We start from the raw sequence: 13,720 nt of genomic DNA, 5'->3' as shown, positions 1-13,720 counted from the left end.
GGCGGAGACGCGATCCCCATGTCGGAACTTTGGTTCTTCTTCGAGGTGCTGCTGAGCGGGATGTTCGCCGGCACCATGTACTCGCTGGTCGCGCTCGGCTTCGTGCTGATCTTCAAGGCCTCCGGCGTGTTCAACTTCGCCCAGGGCACCATGGTGCTGTTCGCCGCCCTGTGCTTCGTCGGCTTCCTGGAGATGGGGCTGCCGATGGTGGTGGCGGCGCTCATCGCCATCGCGATCATGGTGGCCTGGGCCTTCACTGTGGAACGGCTGGTGCTGCGCCATCTGGTCAACCAGGAGCCGATCATCCTGTTCATGGCGACCATCGGCGTGTCGTTCTTCCTGGAGGGTTTCGGCGAGTTCATCTGGGGCGGCGACGTGCACCCCCTGAACGTCGGAATTCCGGATGACGCGTGGTTCGTCGGCCCCGACGGCGCGATGATGATCCAGCAGTTCGACCTGTCGGCGGCGGTGATCGCCGGCCTGCTGGTCACCGTGCTGGCCCTGTTCTTCCACTACACCCGGATCGGCCGGGCACTGCGGGCCGTCGCCGACGACCACCAGGCGGCGCTGTCGGTCGGCATCCCGCTGAACCAGATCTGGGTGATCGTGTGGTCGGTCGCCGGCTTCGTGGCGCTGGTCGCCGGCATCATCTGGGGCTCTCGCCTGGGCGTGCAGTTCTCGCTGTCGATCGTCGCCCTGAAAGCGCTGCCGGTGCTGATCCTCGGCGGCTTTACCTCGGTTCCCGGCGCGATCGTCGGCGGGTTGATCATCGGTGCCGGCGAGAAGCTGGCCGAGATCTACATCGGCCCGTTCTTCGGCGGCGCCATCGAGGAGTGGTTCGCCTACGTGCTGGCGATGTTCTTCCTGTTGTTCCGTCCGCAGGGCCTGTTCGGCGAGCGGATCATCGAGCGAGTGTGAGGCGGCGATGTTTTACCGTGAAGCCGGTATCTTCAAGACGAGCTACGCCTCCGACCAGGCGCTGTTCCGGATCCCGCTCGACCGCCTGTTCGTCATCGGCGTGGTGGCGGCCGCCTACCTGGTGGTGCCGTTCGTCGGCGACCAGTACTGGCTGGGCTCGATCCTGCTGCCGTCGCTGATCCTGTCGATCGCGGCGCTGGGCCTGAACATCCTGACCGGCTATTGCGGCCAGGTCAGCCTCGGCACCGGCGCCTTCATGGCGGCTGGCGCGTTCATGGCCTACAAGTTCGCCAGCAACATCACCTGGTTGCCGATCCCTGTCGTGATCGTCCTCGGCGGGCTGTGCGCGGCGGCGATCGGGGTGGCCTTCGGCCTGCCGAGCCTGCGCATCAAGGGGTTCTACCTGGCGGTGACGACGCTGGCCGCGCAGTTCTTCCTGCTGTGGCTGTTCCAGAAGATCCCGTGGTTCGTGAACTACTCGATCGCCGGCGTGCCGACCGCGCCGCCGCGCGAGATCTTCGGCATCCTGGTGACCGGCGCCGAGGCCAGCCCGGCCGCCCGCTATCTATTCGTGCTGACCTTCGCGGTCGTGCTGGCGCTGGTCGCCGCCAACCTGGTGCGCGGCCGCATCGGCCGGACCTGGATGGCGATCCGCGACATGGACATCGCCGCCGAGCTTATCGGCATCAAGCCGCTGAACACCAAGCTGTCGGCGTTCGCGGTCAGCTCGTTCTACTGCGGCGTGGCGGGCGCGCTCTGGTCGTTCTGCTACATCAACACCGTCGAGGCATCGGCCTTCGACATCTTCCGGTCGTTCATGGTCCTGTTCATGGTGATCGTCGGCGGGCTGGGCAGCATCCTCGGCTCGTTCCTGGGGGCGTTCTTCATCTTCCTGCTGCCGATCGGCCTGAACAATGCGGTGACGACCTTCGGCCTGCCGATCGCCACCGAGACGATCACGTACATCGAGTTCATGGTGTTCGGCGCGCTCATCGTCTTCTTTCTGATCGTCGAGCCGCACGGGCTCGCCCGGCTCTGGCAGATCGTGAAGGAGAAGCTCCGGCTGTGGCCGTTCCCGTACTGAGCGGACGGCGTCGGTTCCCGGCGGCGGGGGGCCATGATAACTTTGCATCAAGCTGCCGCGCGTGAAGAACAAGGCAGATCTTCTGTGAACAGGGAGGATATCGGACCATGAGCATTCGCAGTCTCACCCTGGCCCTGGCGGGGGCCGCCATCGGCCTTGCGGGGCTGGCCGGCGCGGCTTCGGCGGCCGACCAGATCTACATCCCGAACCTGGTCTACAAGACGGGTCCGTACGGCCCGAGCGGTACGCCGGTCGCCCATGGCGTCGCCGATTACCTGGCGATGATCAACATGCGCGACGGCGGCGTGAACGGCGTGCCGATCCTCTACGAGGAGTGCGAGACCGGCTACAAGACCGACCGCGGCGTCGAGTGCTACGACCGCGTGAAGAACCAGAACGGCGGCGCCGTCGTCATCAACCCGTGGTCGACCGGCATCACCTACGCGCTGATCGAGAAGGCGACTGCCGACAAGATCCCGATCCTGTCGCTCGGCTACGGCCGGACCTCGGCGGCCGACGGCCGGGTGTTCCCGTACGTCTTCAACTTCCCGTCGACCTACTGGAACCAGGCGACCGCGATCTTCAAGTACATCGCCGATCAGGAGGGCGGGTTCGACAAGCTGAAGGGCAAGAACTTCGGCTTCGTGTACCTCGACCACCCGTACGGCAAGGAGCCGATCCCGACTCTCGACATCCTGGCCGAGAAGTACGGCTTCACCTACGACAAGTACCCGGTGCCGCCGGCGTCGATGACCGAGCAGAAGTCGATCTGGCTGCAGATCCGCCGCTCCAAGCCGGCCTACGTCATCATGTGGGGCTGGGGCGCGATGAACGCCACGGCGATCACCGAGGCGTCCAACGTCAAGTACCCGATGGATCACTTCATCGGAAACTGGTGGGCGGCGGCCGAGCCGGACGTCGTGCCGGTCGGCGAAGCGGCCAAGGGCTACAAGGGCGCCACCTTCAACGGTGTCGGCACCGACTTCGCGGTCTACAAGGACATCAACGCCCTGTATGACGCGGGCAAGGGCACCTGGAGCAAGGACCAGATCGGCGGCGTGCTGTACTCGCGCGGCCTGGTCACCGGCGCCTACATGGTCGAGGCGATCAAGGTCGCTCAGGCCAAGTTCGGCAACCGGGCGATCACCGGCGAGGAGATGCAGTACGGCCTCGAGAACCTCGATCTGGACGCCGCCAAGATCGCGAAGCTGGGCCTGACCGGGCTGATGCCTCCGGTCAAGGTCACCTGCGACAACCACGAGGGCCAGAACCCGGCCATCCTGATCCAGCAGTGGAACGGCAAGGCCTGGGAGATCAAGTCCGACTGGATTGCGGCCGACACCGCCCTGGTCCGTCCGCTGATCGAACAGGACGCGGCCCAGTACGCCAAGGAGAACAACATCACCCCGCGCAGCTGCTCGTAAGCTGGGCAGGTTGAGTTGAACCCGGGACGCCGGGGCTTCGGCCCCGGCGTTTCCGCAAGACGCTTTGCGACGTCGCCCGCGATCCGCGCGGGGATGTCGGGGAGGAACAGGGAATGACCGCCGCCACCGAAGCATCCGCTCCCGCCGCGCCGCTGCTGCGGGTCAACAACATCGAGGTCATCTACGACCACGTGATCCTGGTGTTGAGGGGCGTGTCGCTCGAGGTGCCGCAAGGCGGCATCGTCGCCCTGCTGGGCGCCAACGGCGCCGGCAAGACCACGACCCTCAAGGCGATCTCCAACCTGCTCGGCACCGAGCGCGGCGAGGTCACCAAGGGATCGATCGAATTCGACGGCGCCAACGTCGAGGCGTCGAGCCCGAACGACCTGGTCAAGCGCGGCTGCATCCAGGTGATGGAAGGCCGCCACTGCTTCGAGCACCTGACGGTCGAGGAGAACCTGCTGACCGGCGCGTTCACGCGCGGCGGCGACCGGGCCGGCATCCAGGCCGATCTGGAGATGGTCTACAACTACTTCCCGCGCCTGCGCGAGCGGCGTACCAGCCAGGCCGGCTACACCTCGGGCGGCGAGCAGCAGATGTGCGCCATCGGCCGGGCGCTGATGAGCCGGCCGAAGATGATCCTGCTGGACGAGCCGTCGATGGGCCTGGCGCCGCAGCTGGTCGAGCAGATCTTCGAGATCGTGAAGACGATCAACGAGAACGAGGGCGTGACCATCCTGCTGGCCGAGCAGAACACCAACATCGCCCTCAAATACGCTCGCTACGGCTACATCCTGGAGAGCGGCCGGGTGGTGATGGAAGGGTCCGCCGACATGCTGCGGAACAACGAGGACGTGAAGGAGTTCTACCTCGGCCTCGGCGGCGAGGGCCGGAAGTCCTTCCGCGACGTCAAGCAGTACCGCCGCCGCAAGCGCTGGCTCGGCTGAGCCGACGCGCCGGCGAGTAGGTCCCGGATCGCCGCGTCGCGTCGTCCGGGACGAGGCTGCAACGCTCTCCTCCCGCCTCATCCCGGCCGGAACGGCGAAGCCGTGGAGAGCCGGGGCCCACGAAGCGACGGGCCGCACCGCCCAAATGACAGGAGAGGCCGTCATGGCCGAGTATTACGACGACCTCGAGACCCGCAGCGCGGACGCCCGTGCCGCTTGGCTGGCCGCGGCCCTGCCGAAGCAGATCGCCCACGCCAAGGCGAACGCCGCGCACTTCGCGCGCTCGCTGGCGGAATTCGACCCGGCCATGGTCACCGACCGGGCGGCGCTGGCCAAGCTGCCGGTGATCCGCAAGTCGGACCTGCACGACCTGCAGCAGGCCGAGCCGCCGCTGGGCGGGCTGAACGCCACGCCGGCCGGGAAGCTGGCCCGGGTGTTCATGTCGCCGGGCCCGATTTTCGAGCCCGAGGGCCACGGCCCCGACGGCTTCCGGTTCGCCCGGGCGCTGTTCGCCGCCGGCTTCCGCAAGGGTGAGCTGGTGCACAACACCTTCGCCTACCACCTCACCCCGGCTGGCCGGATCTGCGAGAGCGGCGCGCACGCGCTGGGATGCCCGGTGTTCCCGGCCGGCGTCGGCAACACCGAGCAGCAGGTGCAGGCGATCGCCGCCCTGAAGCCGCGCAACTACGTCGGCACGCCGTCCTTCCTGCGGATCATCCTGGAGAAGGCGAAGGAGCTGGGCGCCGACGTCTCGTCGCTGCGCCACGCCCTGGTCTCCGGCGAGGCGCTGCCGCCGAGCCTGCGCGCCGAGTTGGGAGAGTACGGGGTGGCGGTCCTGCAGGCCTACGCCACCGCCGACGTCGGGTTGATCGCCTACGAGTCCGAGGCCAAGGAAGGCCTGATCGTCGACGAGGGCGCGGTCGTCGAGATCGTGCGCCCGGGTACCGGCGACCCGGTGCCGGACGGCGAGGTCGGCGAGGTGGTGGTCACGGTGTTCAACGCCGACTATCCGCTGGTCCGCTTCGGCACCGGCGACATGTCGGCGGTCATGGCCGGCACCAGCCCGTGCGGGCGCACCAACATGCGAATCAAAGGCTGGATGGGCCGGGCCGACCAGACCACCAAGATCAAGGGCATGTTCGTGCACCCGAGCCAGGTCGCCGAGATCGCCAAACGCCACCCGGAGATCGCCCGGGCCCGGCTCGAGGTGACCGGCGAGAAGGGCAACGACAGCATGACCCTGCTGTGCGAGGTCGCAGGATCGCCCGAGGGCCTGGCCGAGGCGGTGACCGCGACCCTGTCCTCGGTCACCAAGCTGCGCGGCGCGGTCAGGCTGGTGGCGAAAGGCGAGCTGCCGAACGACGGCAAGGTGATCGCCGACCTGCGCAGCTACGAGTAGGGGGCGCGCCTGACACTTGGTGGGTCCCGGCTCTCCGCGGCTTCGCCGCTGCGGCCGGGATGAGGGATTGCTGAGGCTTCCCAACTGCCCTCATCCCGGACGACGCGAAGCGGCGATCCGGGACCTACCCGCGTCAGTCACTCACCCCGCGACCGCCGCCACGCTCTCCTTCAGCCACCGCGCGTACCCGGCGATCCGCCAGTCCTCGTCGTGGCGGCCGACGATCTGGACGCCGACCGGCATGCCGCCGACCGCAAGCATCGGCACGGTGACCGCCGGGCAGCCGATCGCCGAGGTCCAGGCGTTGTAGGCCGGCAGGCCCGTCATGTGGGTGATGCCGGGCTCGCCGGCGCCCGAGTTGCCCGCCATCAGCGGCGCCGGGCCGGCCGAGGACAGGGTGATCATGGCGTCGGCGGTGCCGGCGACCGCCCGGAACCGGCTGCGCATCGCCTCGCGCTTGGCCAGTGCGGCCCGATAGTCGTCGATCGACATGGCCTCGGCCAGCTCCAGCCGGGTCCGCATGCTGTCGCTCAGCTTGGTGACGTCCTTGTAGGCCAGGTTGCGGAGCGTCCAGCGCAGTTCCCAGCCGCAGATATCGCGGCACAGCAGCAGGCTCTCGGCGATCTCGCGCTCGAGCGCCTCGACGTCGGCGCGGTCGGTGCGGCGGACCAGGGTGACCCCGGCGGCGGCGACCGCCTCCAGCAGCCGCTCGAAGGCGCCGAGCGTGGCGTCGTCGGTCTGCGCCCAGCCCTCGCTCTCGACCACGATCAGCGAGCGCGGGGCGGCGGCCGGTGGTGCCGCCTCCGGGCCGTACAGGCCGGGGAAGCCGGGGTCGCCGCCGCTGAACCGGGCCAGCGCGTACGCCACCGCCCACATGTCCTCGATGCCGCCGGCATGCACGCCGAGATGGCTGTGGCTGAGGCCCTGGCGCTCGCCACGATGCAGGGCGCCGAGGGTCGGCTTGATGGCGGTGTTGGCGCAGAACCCGGCCGGCCGGATCACCGAGCCGACGACCTGGCTGCCGATCGCCGCCGGCACCATGCCGGCGCCGACCGCTGCGGCCGAGCCGGAGGACGAGCCGCCGGGCGTGCGGGCCGGGTCGAACGGGTTGGTGGTCGGCCCCGGATGCGAGAAGCCGAGCTCGGTGGTGACGGTCTTGCCGAGCACCAGGGCGCCGGCCAGCCGCAGGGCCTGGACGCAGGCGGAGTCCTCGCCGGTGGTGCGGCCGGCGTAGAGCGGGCTGCCCATCTGGGTCGGCAGGTCGCGGGTCATGTACAGGTCCTTGACCCCGACCGGCATGCCGTCGACCGGCGACAGCGGCTTGCCCTCGCGCCAGCGCTTGTCGGCCGCCTCGGCCGCCGGCATCGCCGCGACCTCGTTCAGGGTCACCCAGGCCCGCACCTTCGGCTCGCGGGCGGCGATCACCGCGAGACAGCGCGCCAGATAGTCGCTCGGGCGGTCGGCGCCGCTCCGGAACGCCTCGGCATGGTCGCTCCAGGTCAACGGACGGTAGGTCGCGGGGTCGTATCCCGGCTTGCCAAGCGCGGCACCTTCGGTCATCGCTGCGTCTCCCTCGTTCCGGCCTTCGATCGATGTCCCTCGAACTGACCCTGGCCCTGCTCGTCGTCTCCGTGGCCCTCGCCGGCGCTGCCTGGTTCATGCAGCGGCGGCCGCGCGACCCCTTCGACCCGCCCCTGGTGCCGTGGACGGCGATCCAGGTGATCGCCGTCGTGGCGGCCCTGCTGATGGCCGCCCACCTGGTGTCGCTGGCGACTGGCCAGCCGCTCAAGGGACGGCGGATGTTCTGACGTCGGCGCCCGTCGCATCATGGGTCCCGGAGCCGGCTGCTAGCGCAGCCCCTCCGGGATGACGGCAATTATTCTACTCGTCATCCCGGAGGGGGCGCGTCAGCGACCGGCTCCGGGACCCACCCGCCGCCTCGGTGTCCGGCGCCCTCACTGCCCCGTGAAGTTCGGCTTGCGCTTCTCCATGAAGGCGGTGCGGCCTTCCTTGTAGTCCTGGCTGTCGAAGCACTTGGCGACGGTCCGGTTGACCGCCTCCAGGTCCCAGTCCTTCTGCGGCTTGGCCAGCTCCATCAGGCTGTGCTTGACCGCCGCGATCGACAGCGGGGCGTTGCCGGCGATGCGCTCGGCCAGCGGCCAGATCGCGTCGTCCAGCTCGGCCTTCGGGACCACCCGGTTCACCAGCCCCATGATCCGCGCCTCCTCGGCGTCGAACTGGCGGGCAGTGTAGAAGATCTCGGCGACGAACTGCGGGCCGACGATGTCGTACAGACGCCGCACCCCCTCGAAGGCGTAGCCGATGCCGAGCTTGGCCGCCGGCACCGCGAAGCGCGCGTCCTCGGAGCAGATCCGGATGTCGCAGTCGAGCGCGATCGCCAGGCCGCCGCCGATGCAGTAGCCGTCGATCCGCGCGATCGTCGGCTTCATCAGGCCCTGCACGGTCTTGTGATAAGTGGAGACCGCCTCGTTGTAGACCTCGATGTGCTCGACCGAGGCGCGCTCGTTCTCGAACTTCGAGATGTCGGCGCCTGCCACGAAGGCCTTGTTGCCGGCCCCGGTCAGCACCACGCAGCGCACCGTGTCGTCGTCGGCGAAGGTGGCGACCGCCGCGGCCGCGTCGCGCCACATGGCGAGCGACATGGCGTTGTGGCGGGCCGGGTTGTTGAAGGTGACGACGCCGACGCCGCCCCGGCGCTCGACGAGGATCGGGTCGGTGGCGCTCATCGTGGGAGTGATCTCCTGGGTAGCCATGGGTGCTCCGTGGAATCGGGCGACCGTCGGGTCGCTCGGGGGCGGCTGCGGACGCGCCGCGAAAGGAGCCGAACAGTAGACCAGCCGCGGCCGGGAGCCAACGATCCGTGCCGCCCCGGAGCGACGCGATGTCGCATTGCGGCGGGGTCTCGACACCGGGCACCGGCGCACCCATATGAGCGTCAAGGTCAGTACGGACCTACACCGGCTGACCGAGCGGGACATGCTCCCGTTGAAGACTGCGAAGCGGCGCCGACACCTCCCCCTCCCCCCCCGCAGTGCGGCGTCGCTTCCTTTTCTTTCCCTGACGGAACGTTCCAGTGCGTGGCCCGGCGCGAAGATGGGCGCTATAGAGGCGCCATGACCGGTACAGATCAGCTCGACGTCCGCAACCTGTCGGCCAGCCGTGGCGGCCGCCCGGTGTTCCGCGACCTGTCGTTCTCGCTGGCCAGCGGCGGCGCGCTGCGCCTGGCCGGCCGCAACGGCGGCGGCAAGACCACGCTGCTGCGCATCGTCGCCGGCCTCGGCCGGGCCGATACGGGCGAGGTGCTGTGGAACGGCGAGCCGGTGACCGACGACCGCGAGGCGCACGCCGGCCGGGTCGGCTGGCTCGGCCATGCCGACGCCCTGAAGACCGCCCTGACCGCGCGCGAGAACGTCGAGGCGGCGCTCCGCGTCGCCGGCCGACCGACCGACCGGCTGGGCGATGCGCTGGATGCCCTGGCGCTGACCCGGCTGGCGGAGCTGCCGGCCGGCTGGCTGTCGTCCGGGCAGCGCCGGCGCACCGCGCTCGCCCGGGTGCTGGCCAGCGGCGCGTCGCTGTGGCTGCTGGACGAGCCGACGGTCGGGCTCGACGCCGCCTCGGTCGCCGCGCTGGAGCGCGCGATCGCCGCGCACCGGGCTGAAGGCGGCATGGTGATCGCCGCCACCCATACCGCCCTCGATCTCGGCGACGACGCCGTCGACCTCGACCCGGCGGCGCATGCCGACGCCGGCCGGTTGCCGGAGGCGGTGGCTTGAGCGGCTTTCTCGCCCTGATCGGCCGCGATCTGCGGCTGGCCCGACGCCAAGGGGCCGACGTCGCCATGACCCTGGCGTTCTTCGTGGTGGTGGTGGCGCTATTCCCGCTCGGCCTCGGGCCGACGCCGGCGCTGCTGGCCCGGATCGCCCCCGGCGTGCTGTGGGTGACCGCGCTGCTGGCGGCGATGCTGTCGTTCGACCGGCTGTTCCAGCAGGACGCCGACGACGGCGGCCTCGACCTGCTGGCGCTGTCCGGCCTGCCGCTGGCGGTGGTGGCGCTGGCCAAGGCGGTGGCGCACTGGTTGACCACCGGGCTGCCGACGGTGCTGCTGGCGCCGCTGCTGGCGGTGACCCTCGACCTGCCGGCGGCCGCCTATCCGGCGCTGATGGCCGGCCTGCTGCTCGGCACCCCGACCGTCAGCCTGCTCGGCACCGTCGGGGCGGCGCTGGTGGTCGGCGCCCGGCGGGCCGGGGTGCTGGTGGCGCTGATCGTGCTGCCGCTGACCATCCCGGTGCTGATCTTCGGGGTGGCGGCCGTGGAAGCCGGCAGCGCCGGGCTGGAGACCCGGCCGCACCTGCTGCTGCTGGCGGCCCTGCTGGCGGGCGCCGTGCCGCTGGCGCCGCTGGCGGCCGGAGCGGCCTTGCGTCAGGCGGTCGAGTAGGGGATATCCAGGGCATGCATCGCTTCGCCAATCCGACCCGTTTCCTGCGGCTCGCCAACGCGCTGCTCCCGTGGCTCGGCGTCGCGGCCGTCGGCCTGCTCGGCTATGGGCTCTGGCTCGGCCTGCTCAACTCGCCGGCCGACTACCAGCAGGGTGAGACCGTGCGGATCATGTACGTCCATGTCCCGGCCGCCTGGGTGGCGCTGGCCGGGTACAGCACGCTGGCGCTGGCCAGCGCGGCGTTCCTGGTGTGGAAGCATCCGCTGGCCGACCTGGCGGCCCGGGCGGCGTCGCCGGTCGGCGCCGGGTTCACGGCGATCGCGCTGGTCACCGGGGCGCTGTGGGGCCAGCCGATGTGGGGCACCTGGTGGGTCTGGGACGCCCGCCTGACCTCGGTGCTGGTGCTGTTCTTCCTGTATCTCGGCCACATGGCGCTGACCAACGCGTTCGACGACCCGGAGCGCGGCGGCAAGGCCGGCGCGGTGCTGGCGCTGGTCGGCGTGGTCAACCTGCCGATCATCAAGTTCTCGGTCGACTGGTGGAACACCCTGCACCAGCCGGCCAGCGTGCTGCGGATGGGCGGCTCGACCATCGACCCGGCCATGCTGACGCCGCTGTTTGTGATGGCCGGCGGCTACTTCGCGGTGTTCGCGGTCGCCCTGCTGCTGCGAATCCGCGCCCTGTACGCGGAACGCCGCCTGCGCCAGCTCCGGCTGTCCCTGCCGGATGCGTGACGGTGTCGCGGAAGCGGCATCGCGCCTTGGCGGATCGGGGCACATCGCCTACGTTCAGACCGGGCGGGTACAGGGACTGACAGGAGCGATCCGGCATTGTCGGAATTCTTCGCGATGGGCGGCTACGCGGTCTTCGTCTGGCCGTCCTACGCCGTTGCTTTCGGGGTGATGGCCGGGCTGGTGGCCTGGGCCTGGATCAGCGCCCGCCGAGGTGAGGCCGAGGTCGAGCGGTTGCGCGCGGCCGGCCTGGACACCCGCCGTCGGTCTGCCGACGCGGTCCGGGAGAACCCGGCATGAGCCGCCGCCCCTACCGCTCGCGCAAGAATCGCCGGCTGGCGCTGGTGATCGGCGGGCTGGCGTTCCTCGGCATCGCCGTCGCCCTGGTGCTCACCGCCTTCCAGGACAGCGTGGTGTTCTTCTTCAGCCCGACCGACCTGGCGGCCAAGGAGATCGGCCCGGACCGCCGGGTGCGCGTCGGCGGGCTGGTCGAGGAGGGCTCGGTCACCCGCGGCCCCGGCGACGGCGAGATCCGCTTCCTGGTCACCGACGGCAACACCACCCTGCCGATCCGCTATGTCGGCGTGCTGCCGGACCTGTTCCGCGAGGGCCAGGGCGTGGTCGCCCAGGGCCGGCTCGCCGGCGGCACCTTCGAGGCTGACGAGGTGCTGGCCAAGCACGACGAGAACTACATGCCGCCCGAGGTTGCCGACGCCCTGAAGAAGCAGGGTCACTGGGAGCCGGGCAAGCCGATGCCGGGGTCCGGCTCGTGATCGCCGAACTCGGGCACGTCGCGCTGACGGTGGCGCTGATGGTGGCGCTGCTGCAGGCGACCGTCCCGCTGTGGGGGGCCGCGCGCGGGGACACCGGGCTGACCGGGTTCGCGCGGCCGGCGGCGCTGGTGCAGTTCGGCGCCGTCGCCATCGCCTTCGGGGCGCTGACCCACGCCTACCTGGTCTCCGACTTCTCGCTGGTCAACGTCGCCAGCAACTCGCACTCGGCCAAGCCGCTGATCTACAAGCTGTCTGGCGTGTGGGGGAACCACGAGGGCTCGATGCTGCTGTGGGTCCTGATCCTGGCGCTGTTCGGGGCGGCGGTGGCGGCGTTCGGCGGCAACCTGCCGGACGGGCTCAGGGCCCGGACCCTGGCGGTGCAGGCGATGATCGGGGTCGGGTTCCTGGCGTTCATCCTGTTCACCTCGAACCCGTTCGAGCGGCTGTCGCCGGCGCCGATCGACGGCAACGGCCTGAACCCGCTGCTGCAGGACATCGGCCTGGCCCTGCATCCGCCGATGCTGTACCTCGGCTATGTCGGGTTCTCGACGACGTTCTCGTTCGCCGTCGCGGCGCTGCTGGAGGGCCGGGTCGATCCGGCCTGGGCGCGCTGGGTACGGCCCTGGGCGCTGGCCGCCTGGACCATGCTGACCGCCGGTATCGCGCTCGGCTCCGGCTGGGCCTACTACGAGCTCGGCTGGGGCGGCTGGTGGTTCTGGGACCCGGTCGAGAACGCCAGCTTCATGCCGTGGCTGGCCGGCACCGCGCTGCTGCACTCGGCGATCGTGGTCGAGAAGCGCGGCGCGCTGAAGAGCTGGACGGTCCTGCTGGCGCTGGTGGCGTTCTCGTTCTCGCTGCTCGGCACCTTCCTGGTGCGTTCCGGCGTGCTGACCAGCGTGCACGCCTTCGCGGTCGACCCCGAGCGCGGCATGTTCATCCTGGGGCTGCTGGCGGTCGCGATCGGTGCCAGCTTCATCCTGTACGCTTGGCGGGCACCGTCGATGGAAGGCGGCGGCATGTTCCGGCCGATCAGCCGCGAGGGCGGGCTGGTGCTCAACAACCTGCTGATGAGCACGGCGGCCGCCACGGTGCTGATCGGCACCCTGTACCCGCTGGCGCTGGAGACCGTGACCGGCGAGAAGGTTTCGGTCGGCGCTCCGTACTTCGAGGCGACCTTCGTGCCGATCATGGTGCCGATGATCCTGGCGCTCGGCGTCGGCCCGCTGCTGGCCTGGAAGCGCGGCGATCTCGCCGGCGCGCTCGGCCGGCTGTGGGTGGCGGCGCTCGCCGCGGTCGGCATCGGCCTGTCCGTGCTGTACCTGCGCGGTGCGCCGGTCGGTGCCGCCATCGGCTTCGGCCTGGCGGTCTGGCTGGCGGTCTCGGTGATCACCGAATGGGCCGAACGGGTGCGGCTGTTCCGCATCCCGCTCGGGCAGTCGGTAGCGCGGGCGCTCGGCCTGCCGCGCTCGGCCTACGGGATGAGCCTCGCGCATCTCGGCGTCGCGGTGTTCATCATGGGCGCGGTCGGCGAGACCTTCTTCTCGTCCGAGGTGGTCCGGTTCGCCGGCCCCGGCGACCGCATCGAGATCGCCGACCGCACCCTGACCTTCGAGGGCGTGATCAACCGCAACGGCCCGAACTACGAGGCCGAGGTCGGGGTCTTCGTGCTGCCGTCCGGCGACCGCCTGGAATCCGAGCGCCGGTTCTATCCGGTCGAGGGGCAGCGAACCACCGAGGCGGCGATCCGCTCGCGCCCCGATGCCGACGTGTACGCGGTGCTCGGGGAGCCGGCGGGCGACGGCCGGTGGACCGTGCGGATCTACGTCAAGTCGCTGGTCATGTGGCTGTGGGGCGGCTGCGGGCTGATGGTGCTGGGCGGCCTGGTCTCGCTCGCCGACCGCCGCCTGCGGGTCGGCGCCCCGGGACCCCGGCGGGCCAGCTGGCGGCCGGCCCATGCCGGCGTCGGCGACGCTGATTGAGAGCCTGAA

The 13,720-nt window shown here is 70.3% G+C and carries 14 protein-coding genes; 12 read left to right on the top strand and 2 right to left on the bottom strand.

The annotated features are described in order from the left end of the window. The first annotated feature begins 18 nt into the window (after positions 1–18). From IE246_RS04320 to IE246_RS04300, 5 genes are all read left to right on the top strand, one after another. Entirely contained in the window at positions 19–918 is a 900-nt protein-coding gene (locus IE246_RS04320; protein WP_189987713.1) for a branched-chain amino acid ABC transporter permease, read from the top strand. A gap of 7 nt (positions 919–925) precedes the next feature. Then, on the top strand, positions 926–2,002 hold the full coding sequence (locus IE246_RS04315; protein WP_189987712.1) for a branched-chain amino acid ABC transporter permease: 1,077 nt from the start codon (positions 926–928) through the stop codon (positions 2,000–2,002). A 107-nt stretch (positions 2,003–2,109) separates the two neighbouring features. After that, positions 2,110–3,426, top strand: a complete 1,317-nt coding sequence (locus IE246_RS04310; protein WP_189987711.1) for an ABC transporter substrate-binding protein — start codon at positions 2,110–2,112, stop codon at positions 3,424–3,426. A gap of 113 nt (positions 3,427–3,539) precedes the next feature. Beyond that, positions 3,540–4,373 (top strand): ABC transporter ATP-binding protein, encoded by an 834-nt coding sequence (locus IE246_RS04305; RefSeq protein ID WP_189987710.1) that lies wholly within the window; start codon positions 3,540–3,542, stop codon positions 4,371–4,373. A gap of 163 nt (positions 4,374–4,536) precedes the next feature. Continuing rightward, a complete protein-coding gene (locus tag IE246_RS04300) occupies positions 4,537–5,772 on the top strand; it encodes a phenylacetate--CoA ligase family protein (protein WP_189987709.1) in 1,236 nt (411 codons plus the stop codon). Between the two features lie 141 nt (positions 5,773–5,913). On the opposite strand, the gene IE246_RS04295 is transcribed toward IE246_RS04300, so the two are convergent. Continuing rightward, positions 5,914–7,332 carry an amidase gene (locus IE246_RS04295; protein ID WP_189987708.1) on the bottom strand — a complete coding sequence of 473 codons (1,419 nt, stop codon included), beginning with the start codon at positions 7,330–7,332 and terminating at the stop codon, positions 5,914–5,916. A 32-nt stretch (positions 7,333–7,364) separates the two neighbouring features. Here IE246_RS04295 and IE246_RS04290 point away from each other — a divergent pair, with 32 nt between their 5' ends. Then, a complete protein-coding gene (locus tag IE246_RS04290) occupies positions 7,365–7,580 on the top strand; it encodes a hypothetical protein (protein WP_189987707.1) in 216 nt (71 codons plus the stop codon). Positions 7,581–7,727: 147 nt separating this feature from the next. Here IE246_RS04290 and IE246_RS04285 read toward each other — a convergent pair whose 3' ends face one another. Continuing rightward, positions 7,728–8,519, bottom strand: a complete 792-nt coding sequence (locus IE246_RS04285; protein ID WP_189987706.1) for an enoyl-CoA hydratase — start codon at positions 8,517–8,519, stop codon at positions 7,728–7,730. 387 nt (positions 8,520–8,906) lie between these two features. Between IE246_RS04285 and ccmA the strand changes: the two genes are divergently transcribed. The 6 genes from ccmA to IE246_RS04255 all read left to right on the top strand — a co-directional run bounded on the left by ccmA (position 8,907) and on the right by IE246_RS04255 (position 13,711). Further along, positions 8,907–9,566, top strand: a complete 660-nt coding sequence (gene ccmA / locus IE246_RS04280; RefSeq protein WP_189987705.1) for a cytochrome c biogenesis heme-transporting ATPase CcmA — start codon at positions 8,907–8,909, stop codon at positions 9,564–9,566. Continuing rightward, entirely contained in the window at positions 9,563–10,228 is a 666-nt protein-coding gene (gene ccmB / locus IE246_RS04275; protein WP_189987704.1) for a heme exporter protein CcmB, read from the top strand. Before ccmA ends, ccmB begins: the two co-directional genes overlap by 4 nt. A gap of 14 nt (positions 10,229–10,242) precedes the next feature. Then, positions 10,243–10,962, top strand: coding sequence for a heme ABC transporter permease (locus IE246_RS04270; RefSeq protein ID WP_189987703.1), 720 nt, complete (start codon positions 10,243–10,245; stop codon positions 10,960–10,962). Between the two features lie 96 nt (positions 10,963–11,058). After that, positions 11,059–11,259 (top strand): heme exporter protein CcmD, encoded by a 201-nt coding sequence (gene ccmD, locus IE246_RS04265; protein WP_189987702.1) that lies wholly within the window; start codon positions 11,059–11,061, stop codon positions 11,257–11,259. Continuing rightward, positions 11,256–11,732 carry a cytochrome c maturation protein CcmE gene (gene ccmE, locus IE246_RS04260; RefSeq protein ID WP_189987701.1) on the top strand — a complete coding sequence of 159 codons (477 nt, stop codon included), beginning with the start codon at positions 11,256–11,258 and terminating at the stop codon, positions 11,730–11,732. Before ccmD ends, ccmE begins: the two co-directional genes overlap by 4 nt. Continuing rightward, positions 11,729–13,711 carry a heme lyase CcmF/NrfE family subunit gene (locus IE246_RS04255; RefSeq protein ID WP_189987700.1) on the top strand — a complete coding sequence of 661 codons (1,983 nt, stop codon included), beginning with the start codon at positions 11,729–11,731 and terminating at the stop codon, positions 13,709–13,711. The genes ccmE and IE246_RS04255 overlap by 4 nt, the downstream gene beginning before the upstream one ends. Positions 13,712–13,720: the final 9 nt, after the last annotated feature.

This window comes from Thalassobaculum fulvum (genome assembly GCF_014652915.1).
GTDB lineage: Bacteria > Pseudomonadota > Alphaproteobacteria > Thalassobaculales > Thalassobaculaceae > Thalassobaculum_A > Thalassobaculum_A fulvum.
This window is presented reverse-complemented; position numbering and strand designations above follow the sequence as displayed.